At 69.8% G+C, this 16,103-nt stretch carries 15 protein-coding genes; 1 reads left to right on the plus strand and 14 read right to left on the minus strand.

Going from position 1 to position 16,103, the window contains the following annotated elements:
* Positions 1–55: 55 nt before the first annotated feature.
* The gene (gene metG / locus ACYVOK_RS28805) at positions 56–1,624 is read right to left on the minus strand and encodes a methionine--tRNA ligase (RefSeq protein ID WP_460665693.1); all 1,569 of its coding nucleotides are present in this window, start codon (positions 1,622–1,624) and stop codon (positions 56–58) included.
* A gap of 28 nt (positions 1,625–1,652) precedes the next feature.
* Positions 1,653–2,507, minus strand: coding sequence for a 16S rRNA (cytidine(1402)-2'-O)-methyltransferase (gene rsmI / locus ACYVOK_RS28810; RefSeq protein ID WP_460665694.1), 855 nt, complete (start codon positions 2,505–2,507; stop codon positions 1,653–1,655).
* 52 nt (positions 2,508–2,559) lie between these two features.
* Between rsmI and ACYVOK_RS28815 the strand changes: the two genes are divergently transcribed.
* On the plus strand, positions 2,560–4,242 hold the full coding sequence (locus ACYVOK_RS28815; RefSeq protein ID WP_460665695.1) for a dolichyl-phosphate-mannose--protein mannosyltransferase: 1,683 nt from the start codon (positions 2,560–2,562) through the stop codon (positions 4,240–4,242).
* 60 nt (positions 4,243–4,302) lie between these two features.
* Here the strand turns inward: ACYVOK_RS28815 and ACYVOK_RS28820 are convergent, their stop codons facing one another.
* The 12 genes from ACYVOK_RS28820 to ACYVOK_RS28875 all read right to left on the minus strand — a co-directional run bounded on the left by ACYVOK_RS28820 (position 4,303) and on the right by ACYVOK_RS28875 (position 16,103).
* Positions 4,303–4,980 (minus strand): DUF1707 SHOCT-like domain-containing protein, encoded by a 678-nt coding sequence (locus tag ACYVOK_RS28820; protein ID WP_460665696.1) that lies wholly within the window; start codon positions 4,978–4,980, stop codon positions 4,303–4,305.
* Positions 4,981–5,042: 62 nt separating this feature from the next.
* On the minus strand, positions 5,043–6,296 hold the full coding sequence (locus tag ACYVOK_RS28825) for an MFS transporter (protein ID WP_460665697.1): 1,254 nt from the start codon (positions 6,294–6,296) through the stop codon (positions 5,043–5,045).
* Complete coding sequence (locus ACYVOK_RS28830) at positions 6,293–7,099, minus strand: Rossmann-like domain-containing protein (RefSeq protein ID WP_460665698.1); 807 nt, start codon at positions 7,097–7,099, stop codon at positions 6,293–6,295. The genes ACYVOK_RS28825 and ACYVOK_RS28830 overlap by 4 nt, the downstream gene beginning before the upstream one ends.
* Positions 7,100–7,125: 26 nt before the next feature.
* Positions 7,126–7,875, minus strand: a complete 750-nt coding sequence (locus ACYVOK_RS28835) for a phytanoyl-CoA dioxygenase family protein (protein WP_460665699.1) — start codon at positions 7,873–7,875, stop codon at positions 7,126–7,128.
* Between the two features lie 39 nt (positions 7,876–7,914).
* Positions 7,915–8,979 (minus strand): pyridoxal-phosphate dependent enzyme, encoded by a 1,065-nt coding sequence (locus ACYVOK_RS28840; RefSeq protein WP_460665700.1) that lies wholly within the window; start codon positions 8,977–8,979, stop codon positions 7,915–7,917.
* Complete coding sequence (locus ACYVOK_RS28845) at positions 8,976–10,532, minus strand: ABC transporter ATP-binding protein (protein ID WP_460665701.1); 1,557 nt, start codon at positions 10,530–10,532, stop codon at positions 8,976–8,978. The genes ACYVOK_RS28840 and ACYVOK_RS28845 overlap by 4 nt, the downstream gene beginning before the upstream one ends.
* Positions 10,529–11,347: an ABC transporter permease gene (locus ACYVOK_RS28850; protein ID WP_460665702.1), complete on the minus strand. Its 819-nt coding sequence runs from the start codon at positions 11,345–11,347 to the stop codon at positions 10,529–10,531. Before ACYVOK_RS28850 ends, ACYVOK_RS28845 begins: the two co-directional genes overlap by 4 nt.
* Positions 11,344–12,282: an ABC transporter permease gene (locus tag ACYVOK_RS28855; RefSeq protein ID WP_460665703.1), complete on the minus strand. Its 939-nt coding sequence runs from the start codon at positions 12,280–12,282 to the stop codon at positions 11,344–11,346. Before ACYVOK_RS28855 ends, ACYVOK_RS28850 begins: the two co-directional genes overlap by 4 nt.
* A complete protein-coding gene (locus ACYVOK_RS28860) occupies positions 12,283–13,815 on the minus strand; it encodes an ABC transporter substrate-binding protein (protein ID WP_460665704.1) in 1,533 nt (510 codons plus the stop codon).
* Between the two features lie 197 nt (positions 13,816–14,012).
* Entirely contained in the window at positions 14,013–14,498 is a 486-nt protein-coding gene (locus ACYVOK_RS28865) for a MarR family winged helix-turn-helix transcriptional regulator (protein ID WP_460665705.1), read from the minus strand.
* A gap of 46 nt (positions 14,499–14,544) precedes the next feature.
* Complete coding sequence (locus tag ACYVOK_RS28870) at positions 14,545–15,594, minus strand: copper resistance D family protein (RefSeq protein ID WP_460665706.1); 1,050 nt, start codon at positions 15,592–15,594, stop codon at positions 14,545–14,547.
* On the minus strand, positions 15,591–16,103 hold the full coding sequence (locus ACYVOK_RS28875; RefSeq protein WP_460665707.1) for a copper resistance CopC family protein: 513 nt from the start codon (positions 16,101–16,103) through the stop codon (positions 15,591–15,593). Before ACYVOK_RS28875 ends, ACYVOK_RS28870 begins: the two co-directional genes overlap by 4 nt.

Here is a 16,103-nt window from a genome sequence, read left to right on the forward strand (position 1 = left end):
CCGGTCGTCGTCGAATGAACTGTCTGATCACCCGATCGCGGTGACCGGAGTTTGATCAGTCGTCCTCGCTGAGGCGCGGGAAGAGTGGCTCGCCCTTGGTCAGTACGGCGCCGGCCGGGAGTTGACCCCAGGTGGCGGCGTCCTGGATCCGCTGGTCCTTGAGCGAGCCGAGCTTCTCCTCGGCGCCCAGCAGAGTCCAGAGCTTGGCGGCTGTCTTCGGCATCGTCGGGTTGTGCAGTACGGCGACCGCCCGCAGCGTCTCGGCGGCCGTGTAGAGGATCGTGGCGAGCCGGTCACGCTTCGACTCGTCCTTCGCGACCTTCCACGGCTCCTGCTCGGTGACGTACCCGTTGATCGCGCCGACCAGGTCGTTGATCGCGGCCAGCGCGTCGTGGAACGCCAGCGTGTCGATCGCCTTGTCCGCGGTCGCCACGGTCTGGGTCAGCTTGTCCACCAGCGCCTGCTCGGCCGGGCCGTGGTCGGTGGGCTCCGGCAGCGAACCGTCGAAGTACTTGCCGACCATCGCGGCGATCCGGCTGGCCAGGTTGCCCAGGCCGTTGGCGAGCTCGGAGGTGTAGACCGCGCTCAGGTGCTCCCAGGAGAACGAGCCGTCCGAGCCGAACTGGATCGTGCGCAGGAAGTAGTACCGGAACGCGTCGGAGCCGAAGTGGTCGGTGATCTCGTGCGGTGCGATCGCGGTCAGTTTGGACTTGCTCATCTTCTCGCCGCCGACCAGCAGCCAGCCGTGCGCGAACACCTGCCGCGGAACCGGGATCCCGGCCGCGATCAGCATCGCCGGCCAGATCACCGCGTGGAACCGGAGGATGTCCTTGCCGACCAGGTGCACGTTCGCCGGCCACAACTGCCCGAACCGCTCCGGGTCGGCACCGTAGCCCGCGGCGGTCGCGTAGTTGAGCAGCGCGTCGACCCACACGTACAGCACGTGCTTCTCGTCCCACGGGACCGGGATGCCCCAGTCGAAGGTGGACCGGGTGATCGACAGGTCCTGCAGACCCTGCTTGACGAACGCGACCACCTCGTTGCGGGCGCTGGCCGGCGCGACGAAATCGGGCTGCGACTCGTACAGCTCCAGCAGCCGGTCGGCGTACGCGGAGAGCCGGAAGAAGTAGTTGGTCTCCGAGACCGTCTCCAGCTCGGTGCCGTGGATCATGCACCGCTGGGTACCGTCCTCGTCGGTCCTGATGTCCGCCGGGAGCTTGAACTCCTCGCAGCCGACGCAGTACAGGCCCTCGTACTCGCCCTTGTAGACGTCGCCCTGGTCGTACAGCGCCTGGACGAACTCCCGGACGCGCTCCGTGTGCCGCGGCTCGGTGGTCCGGATGAAGTCGTCGTACGCGATGTCGACGTCGACCCAGGCCGGCTTCCAGGCCTCCTCGACCAGCTTGTCGGTCCACTCCTTCGGCGACATGCCCTGGGCCTGTGCGCTGCGCATCACCTTCTCGCCGTGCTCGTCGGTACCGGTCAGGTACCACTTCCGCTCGCCGCGCTGCGCGTGCCAGCGGCTGAGGACGTCCCCGGCCACGGTCGTGTACGCGCTGCCGATGTGCGGCGCCGCCGTGACGTAGTAGATCGGGGTGGTGACGTAATAGGCCTTCTCGGACATAGGAAAAGGGTAGTGCCGCCCGCCAGGGCTAGTGACCAGGGTCCCGGGCGGCGAGGACGGCGTCGTATACGGTTCTTTTGGGGACGTTGAAGCGCTTGGCGACGTCTGCGATGGCCTGTTTGCGGGGTGTTCCGGCTTCCTCGTCCGCGGCGACCTCCTCGGCGAGCTCCGCCGGGGTCAGGATCCGGTCCGGATCGGCGCCGGAAACGACCACGGTGATCTCGCCGCGTACGCCGTCCTTCGACCAGGCCACCAACTCTTCGAGCGGGCCGCGTTTCACCTCTTCGTAGGTCTTGGTGAGCTCGCGGCACACCGCCGTACGACGATCCGCGCCGAACGCCTCCGCCATCGCCTCCAGGGACGCGGTCAGCCGGTGCGGCGCCTCGAAGAACACCATCGTCCGCGGCTCGTCCGCCAACTCGCCCAGCCGTCGCGCCCGCTCCCCCGGCTTCCGCGGCAGGAACCCCTCGAACGTGAACCGATCCACCGGCAGGCCGGACACCGCCAGCGCGGTCAGCACGGCCGACGGGCCCGGTACGACGGTCACGTCGACGCCGGCCTCGATTGCCGCGGCGACCAGCCGATACCCCGGGTCCGACACACTCGGCATCCCCGCGTCCGTCACCACGACCACGGTCTGCCCCGACGTCAGCGCCTCGACCAGCTCACCGGTCCGCTCCCGCTCGTTTCCCTCAAAGAAGCTGACCACCCGGCCGGCCAGCGCGATCCCCAGCTCCGAGGTCAATCTCCGCAACCGCCGCGTATCCTCCGCCGCCACCACATCAGCCCCGCTGAGCACCCGCCCCAACCGAGCCGAAGCATCCCCCACATCCCCAATAGGCGTCCCCGCCAACACCAATCGCCCGGTCACGGTCCCCATCATCGCAGCCCTCGAGCCGCATACGGCGGGACAGTGCTACTGGGGGCTCCGTACCATGGCGGGCGTGACTGCTGTGATCGAGGACGGGACTGCTCGGCGTGGGGACGCTGCCGAGGGGCGGGACACGCTCGGGCGGGACGTGCTCGGGAGGCGGCTGCCGCCGCTGAAGGAGCGGCTGTATCCACCGATGCCGAGGGACTTCGAGGGCGGCTGGATCGCGACGCTGCTGATCACCGGCCTGGCCGCGTTCCTGCGGTTCTGGAACCTCGGCGACCCGGTGAAGTTCGTCTTCGACGAGACGTACTACGCCAAGGACGCGTTCAGCCTGCTCAAGTTCGGCTACGCCCGGCAGTTCATCGACCAGCCCGAGGGCGCCGCGGACAAGGCGATCCTGGCCGGCAACCTGGACGTCTTCAAGGACACCCCGAGCCTGACCGTGCACCCCGAGGTCGGCAAGTGGATGATCGCCGCCGGTGAGCAGTTGTTCGGGATGAACACGTTCGGCTGGCGGTTCATGCCGGCCCTGTTCGGCAGCCTGACCGTGCTGCTGCTGATCCGGACCGTACGGCGGATGACCCGGTCCACCCTGATCGGCTGTATCGCCGGCCTGCTGCTCGCCGTCGACGGCCTGCACTTCGTCATGTCCCGGGTCGCGCTGCTCGACATCTTCCTGGCGTTCTGGCTGGTCGCCGCGGTCTCGTGCCTGGTCGCCGACCGCGACTGGACCCGCCGCCGGCACGCCGACTCCCTCGACACCCCGGTCCCGGACGGCGAGCGCCGTACGATCGGCCGCTGGCTGCTGGTCCGCCCGTGGCGGATCGCCGCCGGTGTCTGCTTCGGCCTCGCGCTCGGCACCAAGTGGTCCGCGGTCTGGGTGATCGCCGGTTTCGGCATCCTCGTGTTCGCCTGGGACTTCGGCGCCCGGCGCGCGCTCGGCGTACGGCGCGCGTTCCTGAAGTCGGCGCTGGTCGACGGCATCCCGGCGTTCCTCAGCATCGTGCTGGTCGCCGTCGTCACCTACACCGCGACCTGGACCGGCTGGCTGCTGCACGACAACTCCTACGGCCACGACTACGCGTCCAAGAACCCGGCGCACGGCGTGATGAAGGTCGTCCCGGACGACTTCCGGTCACTGATCCATTACCACGAGGAAGTGCTCGCCTTCCACACCGGCGACTACATCAAGAACGCCACCCACCCGTACGCCTCGAACCCGGCCGGCTGGCCGATCATCGCCCGCCCGATCGGGTTCGACGCGGTCAACGACATCAAGCCCGGTACGGCGGGCTGCACCGCGCCGGCCGGGACGAACTGCCTCTCGGTGATCTCCGCGCTGGGCACCCCGCTGCTGTGGTGGGGCGGCGCGCTGGCGCTGATCGCCTCGCTGGTCTTCTGGATAGGCCAGCGAGATTGGCGGTTCGGCCTACCGATCGTCGGCTACGCCGCCTGCTGGCTGCCGTGGTTCGCGTTCGACGACCGGCCGATCTTCTTCTTCTACGCGGTCACGATGGTCCCGTTCACGGTGATGGCCCTGGCCCTGGTCCTGGGCAAGATCCTCGGGCCGGCCCGGACGGCGCTCGGCCAGGTGGCCCCACGCCGCCTGATCGGCAGCGCGGTCGTCGGCGCGTTCGTCGTCCTGGTCGTGCTGAACTTCGCCTACATCTGGCCGATCCTCACCGACGAGGTCCTCCCCCACCCCCAGTGGCTCCAGCGCATGTGGTTCAAGTCCTGGATCTGACAGCCCGGGACCGAAGCGCGCACCAGCAAGACGTCACCTGCTCGGCAGGACCTGCCGGGGTCAGTGGCCGAGCTGACCGTGGTGGCCGTCGAGGCCGTGGTGGCGGTGGCCTTTCTTCTTGTGGCGTTTCGAGGAGACCTGGCCGCCGACGCCGCCGAAGAGGGCCAGGCCCTTGACGACCACGACCGGGGCGTTCGGGTCCGGGTGGTCGCCGCCCCGGGCCGCGAAGCCGCCGAAGATGCCGACGCCCTCGCTGCGGACGGTGACCGCGTCCGGCACGGTGATGTCGATCCCGCCGAACACCGCGAACGCCCAGACCGTCACCTCCCGGCCCTCGAACACCGCGTTGGTCATGTCCAGGTCGTGCCCGCCGAAGATCGCGACCGCGTTCGTCCGCCGCTTGACCCGCCACCGGCCCTTCCGCTCCCCGCCGCCGAAGATCGCGAACATGGTGTCGAAGCTGCGCGACGGGTCGGCCGGCTCTTCGATCGGCACCGGGCTGTTCGACGGCGCGGCGGCCGGGATCGTCTGCGCCGGGATCACCAGATCCCGCGTGATCGGCTCGAGGTCGCCCAGCGTCTTCGCCTGCAGCGTCTGGTCGAGTCGCTCGGCGTGCTCCTCCTGCGTCAACCGCCCGGACATCAGCGCGTCCCGCAGTACGTCGACCACCCGGTCACGATCTGTGTCAGAGGCACGCAGGTGTGCCTGCGGGTGCGGGCGGTCGGGCAGGTTCTCCATAAGACCGAACGATATAGCCGAACAGGCTCCGGAAGGACCCGGATTATTCCCGGACCGGCCCCCTAGGCCGTCGCCTGGCGGCGTACTCGGAGGGCGAAGAGGACGGCGATGGTGGTGATCGACGCGAAGGTGAGGGCGGTGCCGGGGTAGCCGCCCAGGCCGAGTCCGAGACCGCCGAGCGCGGCGCCCAGGAAGGTGCCCAGGCTCATGCCGGCCGCGTTGATGCTCAGCGCCGAGCCACGGAGGTAGCCGCTGCGGCGGACCAGGAGCGTGGTGACGCAGGCGGCGACGGTGGCGTGGCTCGCGCCCATCAGCGCGGTCAGCAGCAGCGTCAACGGAAGAGTCGGCGAGAAGTAGAAGGCGGACACGCTGATGAGCGCGACGCCGAGGCCGACGAGGAGCATCTTCTCCGGGCCGATCCACGGACGCTCGAGCGCGATGTAGCGCCCGGCCAGCAGGTTGCCGAGGAAGAACGAGGCACCGCTCAGCGACCAGACCAGCGCGAACCAGCCCGGCGCGAGGTCGAACTTCTCGTCGTAGAACGCGGCCAGGTAGGCCAGGTACCCCATGAACGCCGCGGTCCGCAGCATCGCGATCACGAGCAACGGAAGCGCGCCGGGGATCCGGCCCAGGGCCCGGTACGTCGCCAGGTAGCTCATCCTCCGGCCGCCTTCGGAACGCAGCGGAGCCTTCCGGCCGCGGCCGCGCCAGAAGAACGCGGCCGACAACCCCAGCGACACGGTCGCCGCGGCGAGCAGGTTGCCGCGCCAGCCCCACAGCATTCCCGGTACGGCGAGAACCGGCGCGGCCAGCATCGCCATCGCCGACGTGGTTGCGGACACCAGTGTCGCCGCCCGGCCGGCCGCCGCCGGTGACGTGAACCGGTCGGCCGCGGCGGCTCCGATCGCCGGCGTCAGGATCGACGTCGACGCCCCGATCAGCAGGCAGAACGCGGCCAACGCGAACACGTTGCCAACAGCACCCAACACCGCCGAGATCCCCAACAGTGCAAGCCCTCCGGCCGCCACCAGCTCACGGGGAAGCCGATCGATCAGCGGCGCCAGCGAGAACCCGACGATGAGCGCCGCCAGACCGCCGAGCCCCCGCAGCCCGCCGATCTCCGCCACGTTCCCGCCGGCCGCCGCCGCGATCGGCACCAGGTACATCCCGAACACCGTGAACGGAATCAGACTCACCGCGGAGGCCAACAGAAACGGCCACAGCCGCCGAGCCATCCGCCAATCCCCCGGCACCTCCGTGGGAAGTGACGGGACGACAGGGGTGGTGAGGGCTGGGTTCTGACTGGGGCTGCTCATGTGTCCGTCCTTGCGTAGCGGTAGAGGCTGCTCGGGCGGGAGCTGAACTGGGAGAAGGGGAAGGGCTCGGCGGAGAGGGCGGTGACGCCGGACCCGAGGAAGGACCGAATCACGGCACTTCCGGTCTGAGCATAGACGGCCAGCGGCTTCGCTTGCTGGCGGCAACGATCGAGGAGTACGTCGAACGTCCCGTTGGACAAGGTCATTCCGGTCGCCACCACCGCGTCGGCGGCGTCGATCACCTCCGTCATGTCGCGGGAAACCGGCAGTCCGGACGCGGTCTCGCGGAGGTTGAAGTCACACGGCAGGCAGACCCCGCCGCGGGCCGTGATCGCGTCGACGAGCGGGTTCACCACGCCGATCAGCGCAACCTTGGTGCCCTCGGCAACATCCAGCAACCCGGCGACGGCGGCGTCCCGGGCCCGGGCCCGCACGTCCGGCGTACCGGCGGGAAGCACGATCTCCTCGGCCAGCAGCGACGCGTGGTGCGGCTCGATCGACGCCAGGTAGGCGTCCAGCGCCGCGATCCGGACCGGCAGGGCGGCATCGGAGCGCAGTACGTCGTCCAACGTCAGGCCCGAGGTGTCGGCGCAGTACTCCGGGTCGACATCACCCGCCTCGAAGGACGCGGCGCCGAAGACCTCACCGACCCTGAGCAGGACGTAGTAATTCCGGTAGGTCACCTCAGCCCCGGGCAGCCGAGTGGTGTGGTGCAGCCAGAAGGCACTGACAACGGGAAGTGTGGACGGGTCCGGACCGACCGAGCCGGCAAGCACCGCAGCAGTCAACTCGGCAACAGACATGGGTGCAGAATCCGACAGATGAGCGGTCATGGGAGATCGGCCAGCCTTTCGGGGTGGTACGACAGGGCGGACAGTTCTGGGCGGCCCGCGGGCTGGAAGCAGTACAGCAGCGAGCGGCGGTCGGACGCGGTCCGGTTCGGCGCCGAGCGGTGCACCATCAGCCCGGGGAACATGAGGACCGACCCCGCCGGTGCCTCCACCGTCACCGCGCGGGACGCGTCGAGGGACAGTGGATCCACCAGCAGACCGGTCGGGTCCCGCGGATCCCGGCGTACCGGGCCTTCCGCGGGACTCCCCGGAATCAACGTCATCGCGCCGTTCCCGACGGTGTTGTCGTCGAGCATCACGATCGCGGTCGCGATGTCGTACGCCGCCTGACCGGCCCAGCAGTACCAGTACGGAAAGTCCTGGTGCCAGGCGAACTCCGAGCCGACCCCGGCCCGCTTGAAGTTCAGCTTGGCGACGAACCGCCCGGCCGACGCACCGATCAGCGAACTCATCGGCGCGATCAGCCGCGGCTCGTCCCACAACGCATCCAAGGCCGGGTGTAGTTGCGACACCGGCGACAGACTGCGGACCGCCTTGCCCTCCAGGCCCGGCTCCCAGTGGATCGTTGTCCCGCGCACCGATTCCAGCCGGTGGCCGTCAGGCCAGACCGTCACCTCGGTCTCCCCGGCCTCGGCCGCCGCCACGACGTCCGCGTGCACCTGCTCGACCACGTCCCGCAGCCGGTCCACTTCGGTTGCCGTGAACAACTCGGGCAGCAACTCATACATGTGGACTCCTTCCCCGCCCCGGTCAGGCATATCCCTAGATTAATGCGACGGTGTCGCAGATGGAAACGCCTCGCGCCGGACCAGCGCCGAGTCCCGCCGGTCCCACGACATCGCCGACCACGGCACCGCGAGTTCGTCCAACGACGCGATCTCCCGCGGCCGCATCGACGCGATCGGCCGTGCCTCGGCATGACGGGAAAAGGCGGAGTCGACGTACCGCGTCCCGGTGTCGGCGGCCAGGAAGATGTGCGTGCGGCTGCTGTCGCAGTGGTGTTCCCACAACGCCGACAGGTACGCCGCGCCGGCCGACAGCCCGGCGAACACACCCGAGGTCCGGAGCAGGTCCACGGCGGCCGACATCGCGTAGTCGAACGACACCCAGTGCAGCCGGTCGTACAAGTCGTGCCGCACGTTCCGGAACTCGATCGAGCTGCCGATCCCGGCGATGATCATCTCCGGGTCCTGCGTGTGCCCGGCGCCGAACGTGATGCTGCCGAACGGCTGCACCCCGACCAGGTTCACGTCACGGCCGCGGTTGCGCAGGTACTCCGCGATCGCGCCGGTCGATGCACCGGTCCCGACCCCGCCGACCAGGCACAGCGACCCGGTCGGCACCAGCTCGTCGACCAGGTCGGCCACCGCGCCGTACCCGAGGTAGTGGATGTCGTCGTGGTACTGCTGCATCCAGTGGTACGTCGGGTTGTCGCGCAGGATCTCGCCGATCCGCCGGACCCGGAGGTTCTGGTCCAGCTGCAGGTTGTTCGACGACGGCACCTGCTCGACGGTCGCGCCGAGGATCTCCAGCTGGACCTTCAGCGTCCGGTCGACGGTGGTCGACCCGACGATGTGACACTTCATCCCGTACCGGTGACAGGCCAGCGCGAGCGCGTGCGCGTAGATCCCGCTCGAGCTGTCGACCAGCGTGTCGCCGGGACGCACCACCCCGGTCTCCAGCAGGTGGCGTACGGCGCCCAGCGCGGAGTACACCTTCATCGTCTCGAACCGCAGGCAGATCAGGTCGTCGCCGGATCCGGAACGGACCCGGATCGGATCCGGGTCCTTGATGGCCTCCGCCAGGTGGTCGTGCAGTCGGGCAGCAGTCATCGCCGCGGTTCGCTCCTCGTGTCGGGGATCATCACGGGCGGAGAATCGGATGGGCGGTGACCGAGGTGGGCGGCTCTCACCAGCCGCCTGGTGAGGTCGGTCGCAGGGTTGGCCATCACGGTCGCGGGTGAGCCCTGCTCGATCACCCGGCCGGCGTCGATCACCAGGACCTGGTCGGACACGGCCGCGACCAGGCCGAGGTCGTGGCCGATCCAGATCAGCGCGGTGCCGCGATCCTTCAGCTCGGCGAGCAGTTCGACGACGAGCGTCGCACCGCGATCGTCCAGGGCGGTGGTGATCTCGTCGCAGACCAGTACGTCGGGCCGCGCGAGGACGGCGCGGGCGAGGGCCGCACGTTGCAGTTCGCCGCCGGACAGGCGACTCGGCGGCCGGGCCGCGGTCACCGCGGAGACGCCGAGGCGGGCCAGCGTGGCGACCGCTTCGGCCCGGGCGTCGCGAGCAGGGAGGCCGCGCAGGCGCTGCGCTGTCCGAGCGACCTGTTGGTCCACCGGACGGCGTTCGTCGAACGAGCCGCGGACTTCCTGCCAGACGTACTGGACCCGGCGGTTCTGTTCCAGCGATCGCTTCCGGAGGACGGGCAACTCGGCGCCGTCCAGCAGAATCCGGCCCGTGTAGCGCTCGTGAAGCCCCGCAACGCAGCGGGCGAGGGTGGTCTTGCCGCTGCCGGAGCGGCCGACGACGCCGACGCAATGGCCCGGTCGGACGGCGAGGTCGACCTCGTGCAGGATCGGGTCCCGGCCGCGCGGGCGCAACGACGCTGACAGATTCATCGCCTGAAGCAATGGTTTGCCGGCGTTGGACGTTCCCAAGGGTTGGAGTTCGGGCGCGGCGGGCAGGACCTCGGGGCCGCCGGACTCGATCACCTGCCCGGCCGAGAGTACGACGACGTGCTGTGCGAGCGCCCGGACGAGGTCGAGGTCGTGGCTGAGCAGCAGGATGCCGAGCCCGCTGCTCGCCAACTCCTCGAGTTCGCTGACGAGTTGGAGGCGGGTGATCGAGTCGAGGCCGGTGCTCGGCTCGTCCAGCACCAGCACCTTCGGGCGGCAGGTCAGCGCCTGCGCCAACGCGATCCGCTGCCGCTGCCCGCCCGAGAACTGATGCGGAAAACGGCGCATGGTCGCACGATCGTCGGGCAACTGAGCCGCCCGGAGTGCGCCCGGGACGACGTCCTCCCCCGGATGATGCAGACGTTCCAACTCCTTGAGCGTCGCACCGATCCGTCGCGCGGGGTTGAGTGCGCTGCCCGGATGCTGCGGCATGTAGGCGACCACTCGCCCACGGACGCCGGCCGCCGCAGTCGTCGGCCCGTTGCCGTCGACAACCACCCGCCCGTCGGCCTCGACCGAGCCGCCCAGTCGCACCCCGTTCCCATGCTCCCCCAGCAGCGCCAACGCCGACGTGGTCTTCCCCGACCCCGAAGCCCCCACCAACGCCGTCACCTCCCCCGCCCACACGTCAAAGCAAACCCCATCGACGAGGATTGCTTCGCCGGCCCTGGCAGTCAGCCGGCTAACACGCACAAGGGGGCTCATCGGGCCACCTTGGCGAGGCGGCGGGAGTGGTGGACCAGGCGGTCGGCGAGGAGGTTGAAGCCTAGGGTGAACGAGACGAGCATGAGCGCCGGCGCGAGCACGGCCCATGGTTGGAGCAGGAGGCCTTCGCGGTTCCGGGAGACGCTGACCGCCCAGTCGGGTGCCGTCGGGCTCAACCCGAGCCCGAGGAAGTTCACCGAGGCGACCAGGAACACGGCCAACGTGATCCGGGTGCCGACATCTGCCGCAACCGGTCCGAGTACGGCGCGGCCGACGTACCCGAGGTGGATGCCGAACCAGCTCTCCCGCTGCATCCGGAGCGCCTCCACGACGGGCCCGCTCGCCGCATCGAGCGCGGCCGCCCGGACCAGCCGCGCGACGGTCGGAACGTTGACCATGGCAACGGCTGCCGTGATCGCCAGGGCCGACGCCCGCCACCCCACGGCGACCACGCTGATGACCAGCAGCGACGGCAACGGGAGCAGTACGTCGAGCGGCCGGATCAGCGACTCGTCGAGCCAACGATGCCGAGTCGACGCCGCGGTCAACCCGATGAGACCTCCGACGAGGTAGGCGATCAGCACCGCACCCAGCGCCATCCCGAGCGACGTCCGGCCGCCGTTCAGCAGAAGTTGCAGCACGTCTCGTCCAAGCCCGTCCGTCCCCAGCAACCCCTCGGGTGCGTAGGGCAACCCAGGTTTGGCCTCGAGCCGGATCAGCGGCCCGAAAAGGGCGACGAGCAGCGGCAAGAGCACCAGCGCAGCCGACAAGGCGACCGGCACCCGCGCGGCGAACACCCCAGATCGAGCTCTCATCGCAACAGCTCCGTGCGCGGGACCAAGCGGTTACAGACCAGGTCGGCGCCGAGATTGATCACCAGGGCCGCGACCGCCAGCACCAGCGTGAGCCCTTGCACGACCGGAACATCACGGGTCTCCACTCCGTCGACCAGCGCGGTCGCGAACCCAGGGATCGCAAAGATCGCCTCCACGACCAGAACCCCACCCAGCAACGTGTCCCCCGTCCGCGCCAGCTCCTGCACTCCCGGCACCGCCGCGTTCGGCAACACATGCCGCAACAGCAACCGCCGCCGCGGCACTCCGAGCCGCCGGGCTTGTACGACGTACTCCGCATGCAGGGCTGTGATCGTGCCGGCCCGCACCTGCCGCGAGAGCAGACAAACCGTCCGCCCGAACAGCACCGCGACCGGCAGCACCAGCAACCCCGGACTCGCGAGCAGATCGCCGCCGACCCAGGTGGCCGGCAACCACCCGAGCTTCAGCGAGAACACCGCCACCAGCACCACCGCGATCACAAAGTCCGGAATCGCACTCAGTGCCAGCGTGATCGAGGTGATCGCCCGGTCCAGCCGGCCGTTCTCGCGCGTGCCCATCACGATGCCCAGGGCAACGGCCAGCGGAACCACGACCGCCAGCGTGGCGAGTGTGAGCACCAGCGTCGCGCCGATCGAGTCCTTGACGATGTCGATCACCGGCCCGCCGCTGATCAGCGACGTACCCAGGTCACCGGTCAGCACGTTGCCGAGCCAGTGCGTGAACCGTTCGATCGCGGGCTGGTCGAGGCCGAGCTGCGTGCGCATCCGGTCGACCTGCTCGGGGGTCAGCGTCTCGGTGAATCGCAGGTCGGCCGCGTCACCGGGAAGCAGCGCGGTCAGGACGAAGACGAGGACGGACAGTACGGCGAGCTGGCCGACGGCGAGTGCGGCGCGTTGCGCGGCGTACGACCGCATTCAGGCCAGCCACACCTTGTCGAACCGGCCGGAGTCCAGCGTGTTCGGCGGAGCCGGCTGCACCCCTTGCACCTTGGCCGACACCGCGACCAGATAGTCCGGCAGACCCCAGGCGAGGATGCCGCCCTCGTCCCGGAGCGTCTTCTGCAGTTCGCCGTACTTCGCCGAGCGCGCCTTCTCGTCGGTGAGCACCTGCGCGGCCGCGAACGCGGCGTCGAAGGTCGGCCGGCGCCAGTGCGTGACGTTGAACGGCGACTTGGACAGCAGCCGGTCGGTGACGTACTGCGGGATCGGCATCGCACCGGATCGGTGGTTGCCGATGACCCCCTTGGTGAGCAGGTCCTTCGCGTACGTCTGCGGGCTGCCCGTGGCGACCTTCAGTTTGACCCCGGCCTCGGCGACCTGCTCGGCGAACAGCGTGGCCGCCTCGACGAACCCGGCCGACGCGTCCGCGGTGAAGATCTCGATCTCCTTGTTCACCAGGCCGGCCTTCTTCAGCAGCGCCTTCGCCTGCTCGACGTCGCGCTCGCGCTGCGGCAGGTCCTCCGGGTAGTACTGGTAGCCCTTGCCGAACAGGTCGTTGCCGACGGCACCGCGACCGGCGAGCACCACGTCGACCAGCCGCTGCCGATCGGCGAGCAGCTTGAACGCCATCCGGACGTCCGGGTTGTCGAACGGCGGCCGGTCGCACTTCATCACGAACGCCTGCATCGTGCTGGCCTTCGCCGCGACGATCCGGACCGCCGTGCCGGCTTCCGCCGTACGGGCGAAGGTCGCGGTCATGTCGTTCGCGTACTCGGCCTGTCCGCCCTGGACGGCGTTCGCCCGGGCCTCGGCGTCGGCGGACAGGATGTGGAGTTCGTCGATCCGGGCCGGCTCGTCCCAGTAGTCGTCGAACCGGCTCGCCACCATCGACCGGCCGGCGTCGAACGAGACGAACCGGAACGCGCCGGTGCCGATCGGCCGGGTCGGATCGGTGAAACCGTCGCGGACGATCTGGGTGCCGATCCCGGCCAGCAGGGCGGGAAACTCGGCGTTCGGCGCCGCCAGCACGAGCTCGACGGTCCGCGGGTCGACCGCCCTGCTGCGGCGCAGGTCGAGGGTGGCCAGTGACGACTGCGCGACGCGCTCCGGCACCTTCGGATCGGCGATCCGGGCCAGGCTGTAGAGGACGTCCTCGCTGGTCAGCTTGTGGCCGTCGTGGAAGGTCGCGTCCCGGAGGGTGAACCGCCAGGTCGTCGCCTGCGCGTCACTCTCCCACTGCTCCGCCAGCCGCGGCACCGGCTTCAGGTCGGGACCGAGTTCGACCAGCTTCTCGTACATCGCCTTGTGCCGGGCGATGTCGACGAACAGGCTCTGGACGTGCGGGTCGAGCACCTCCTTGGCCCCGCCCCCGGCGTACACGGCACGCAGCCGCCCACCCTGCTTGGGCTGGGCGGCCGCCTGCCCGTCGGATCCGCAACCGGTCAGCGCCGCCAGCCCGAGTCCACCGGCCAACCCCAGGAATCCTCGCCTGTTCAGAGCTTCGGACATGCGCGTTCCTTCACGGTAGAGGTCCCGGCAGCGCGGCGGCCGCCGGTGAGGAATCCTGCCGTTAATGAAAATCGTTGTCAAATTCAGCGCGCATCCGAACCTGACGAGTTCATTCTTTCCGGCGACCCGACCCCCTGCTCAGCGTGACGGCGTGTCACCACCCCGGTCCCCGGAGTTGTGAGACGGCCGGCGGGCTGCTACTCGTCGCAGTCGGCGGAGGCGCAGGGGTCGGCGGGGATGTTCGCGACGATGCGGTCGAAGACGGCCGTGAACTGGTCCTGCTCCTCGCGGCTCAACTGGTCGAAGAAGTAGGTCCGGACCGCGTCGACGTGGTCCGGCGCAGCGGCCTCGACCGCCTTGCGACCCACGTCGGTGAGCCGGACCATCGAGCCGCGGGCGTCGGAGGCACACTCCTCGCGGCAGACCAGTCCGCGCTTCTCCATCCGGCTGACCTGGTGCGACAACCGGCTCCGCTCCCAGCCGACGGACTTGCCCAGGTCGCGGGTCCGCAGGACGCCGTCCTCGGCGACGGACAACGGGTGCAGCAAGGCATAGTCGGCGCCGGACAGGCCGGAGTTGCCGATCAGCCGGCTCTCCAGAGCGCGCATCAGCTCGCGGTACGCGTCACGGTACGACTGCCACAGACGCGCCTCGCGCGCGTCCAGCCACCGTGGTTCCGTCATCCGACCATCATACGGACTTCTGTTGACATATCACCGAGTCCGGCGTTCACGGGGTGCGCGCGAGGGCAACGGCCAGCCCCACGGTCGCCGCCATGATGAGCAGTTCCACGCACGCCAGCCGCCGGAAGGCCGCCGGGTCGCCGGCCGCCAGGTCCGGCAGCGTCGTACGGCGATGCCACCAGCCGACCGTGACCAGTACGGCGAACGCGACCGCCTTGGCGAACACCAGAGCGCCGTACCCGCTCGTCACCCACTGGGTGATCAGCCCCCAGCCGTCCTCACGGCCGCCGAGGTGGATCTCCGCCGTCAGCAGCCCGGTGACCCCCATCGCGATCGCGGCCGTCAGAGCCAACCGGCTGAACAACTCGACCGCGTGGCGTTCCCGGGCGTACCGCAGTACGGCGCCCAGGCCGCCGATCCAGGCGGTTGCCGCGAAGACATGCACGACCAGAGAGCTCGTCCCGAGCACCGACCAGAAGCTCGTTCGATCGATGGCGCCGTGACCGGTGAGCAGCGGTCCCGTGAGCGCGGCCGCGGTGATCACCAGCGCGAACCGGGCTCCCCGGACAGTGCGGCACCCGCTGAGCACCACGGCGAGGATCGCCGTCAGGACGACGGCCACTGCGAGCGCCCGGACCTGGTCGAGCTCGCCGGCCGCGGACGCATGGTCGGCGAGGTGCGCCAGCGGAATGCCGAGGATGACGGCCGCCGTGGTGATCAGCCCGGCGACACTGGCCACCGCCCAGACACCGGCCGCGACCGCCGCGTCCTGACAGGCCCGGACCGCCCGCGGACCCAGCTTCCCGTCGGTTGCCGGAAGCAACAGTACGGCGGCCAGCACCGCACCGCCGGTCGCGATCGCGGCGGCGTCGGCGACGAAGCGCAGTACCGGAACCGACCAGGACAAAGGCAGTCCGGCCCCGAGCAGGCCCGCGGGCGGCGGCTGCGGCGCGCCACCGGCCGCGACCAGGGCAACCACCATCACCACGATGCCTGCCGCGACCATCGCGGCGCCCGCCAGTAGCCGGCGCGACGGCCGGTCGCGTCCCTGCCCTGCGCCGACAGGGCTGGACGAACCGGCTCCTGCCGGACTCATTGCGAGGCGGGACGACGACGGACGATGACCACGGCCAGGGCGACCACGACCAGCATGACCAGGCACATCGCGACGATGGTGACCGTGTTCGAGCTGCCCTGGCCGGCGGCGGGCGTGGTGCCGGCCGGCTCGGTCGCCGGATGACCGACGTGGGTGACAGTGAACGACCCGGTGACCGTGATCGGGTGACCGTCGGCGGACACCACCCGGGCGTCGACCTGATACCGGCCGGCCTCGATCATCGCGCCGACCGGCTGAGTCACCTTCTTGTCGAGCACCTGGACGTCACCGGTCGCGACGTTCTTCCCACTCGGTGACTTCACCTGGACCTGGGTGCCATTGGTGCCGACCGGCTCGCTGAAGGTCAGCACCACCTGGGTCGGCGGCGCGGCCATGGACGACCCGTCGGCCGGTGTCATCGACTCGAGTTTGGCGTGCGCCGCCGCCACTCCGGTGGACCCCACCAGGGCGAGCAGCGACGCAACCACGACTGCAATCAACCGGCGCAC

This window comes from Kribbella swartbergensis (assembly GCF_054784135.1).

What these genes read in the sequence shown, in the direction of transcription:
- metG (WP_460665693.1), bottom strand. Translation starts at nt 1,624, where the DNA reads ATGTCCGAGAAGGCCTATTACGTCACCACCCCGATCTACTACGTCACG.
- rsmI (WP_460665694.1), bottom strand. Translation starts at nt 2,507, where the DNA reads ATGATGGGGACCGTGACCGGGCGATTGGTGTTGGCGGGGACGCCTATT.
- ACYVOK_RS28815 (WP_460665695.1), top strand. Translation starts at nt 2,560, where the DNA reads ATGGCGGGCGTGACTGCTGTGATCGAGGACGGGACTGCTCGGCGTGGG.
- ACYVOK_RS28820 (WP_460665696.1), bottom strand. Translation starts at nt 4,980, where the DNA reads ATGGAGAACCTGCCCGACCGCCCGCACCCGCAGGCACACCTGCGTGCC.
- ACYVOK_RS28825 (WP_460665697.1), bottom strand. Translation starts at nt 6,296, where the DNA reads ATGAGCAGCCCCAGTCAGAACCCAGCCCTCACCACCCCTGTCGTCCCG.
- ACYVOK_RS28830 (WP_460665698.1), bottom strand. Translation starts at nt 7,099, where the DNA reads ATGTCTGTTGCCGAGTTGACTGCTGCGGTGCTTGCCGGCTCGGTCGGT.
- ACYVOK_RS28835 (WP_460665699.1), bottom strand. Translation starts at nt 7,875, where the DNA reads ATGTATGAGTTGCTGCCCGAGTTGTTCACGGCAACCGAAGTGGACCGG.
- ACYVOK_RS28840 (WP_460665700.1), bottom strand. Translation starts at nt 8,979, where the DNA reads ATGACTGCTGCCCGACTGCACGACCACCTGGCGGAGGCCATCAAGGAC.
- ACYVOK_RS28845 (WP_460665701.1), bottom strand. Translation starts at nt 10,532, where the DNA reads ATGAGCCCCCTTGTGCGTGTTAGCCGGCTGACTGCCAGGGCCGGCGAA.
- ACYVOK_RS28850 (WP_460665702.1), bottom strand. Translation starts at nt 11,347, where the DNA reads ATGAGAGCTCGATCTGGGGTGTTCGCCGCGCGGGTGCCGGTCGCCTTG.
- ACYVOK_RS28855 (WP_460665703.1), bottom strand. Translation starts at nt 12,282, where the DNA reads ATGCGGTCGTACGCCGCGCAACGCGCCGCACTCGCCGTCGGCCAGCTC.
- ACYVOK_RS28860 (WP_460665704.1), bottom strand. Translation starts at nt 13,815, where the DNA reads ATGTCCGAAGCTCTGAACAGGCGAGGATTCCTGGGGTTGGCCGGTGGA.
- ACYVOK_RS28865 (WP_460665705.1), bottom strand. Translation starts at nt 14,498, where the DNA reads ATGACGGAACCACGGTGGCTGGACGCGCGCGAGGCGCGTCTGTGGCAG.
- ACYVOK_RS28870 (WP_460665706.1), bottom strand. Translation starts at nt 15,594, where the DNA reads ATGAGTCCGGCAGGAGCCGGTTCGTCCAGCCCTGTCGGCGCAGGGCAG.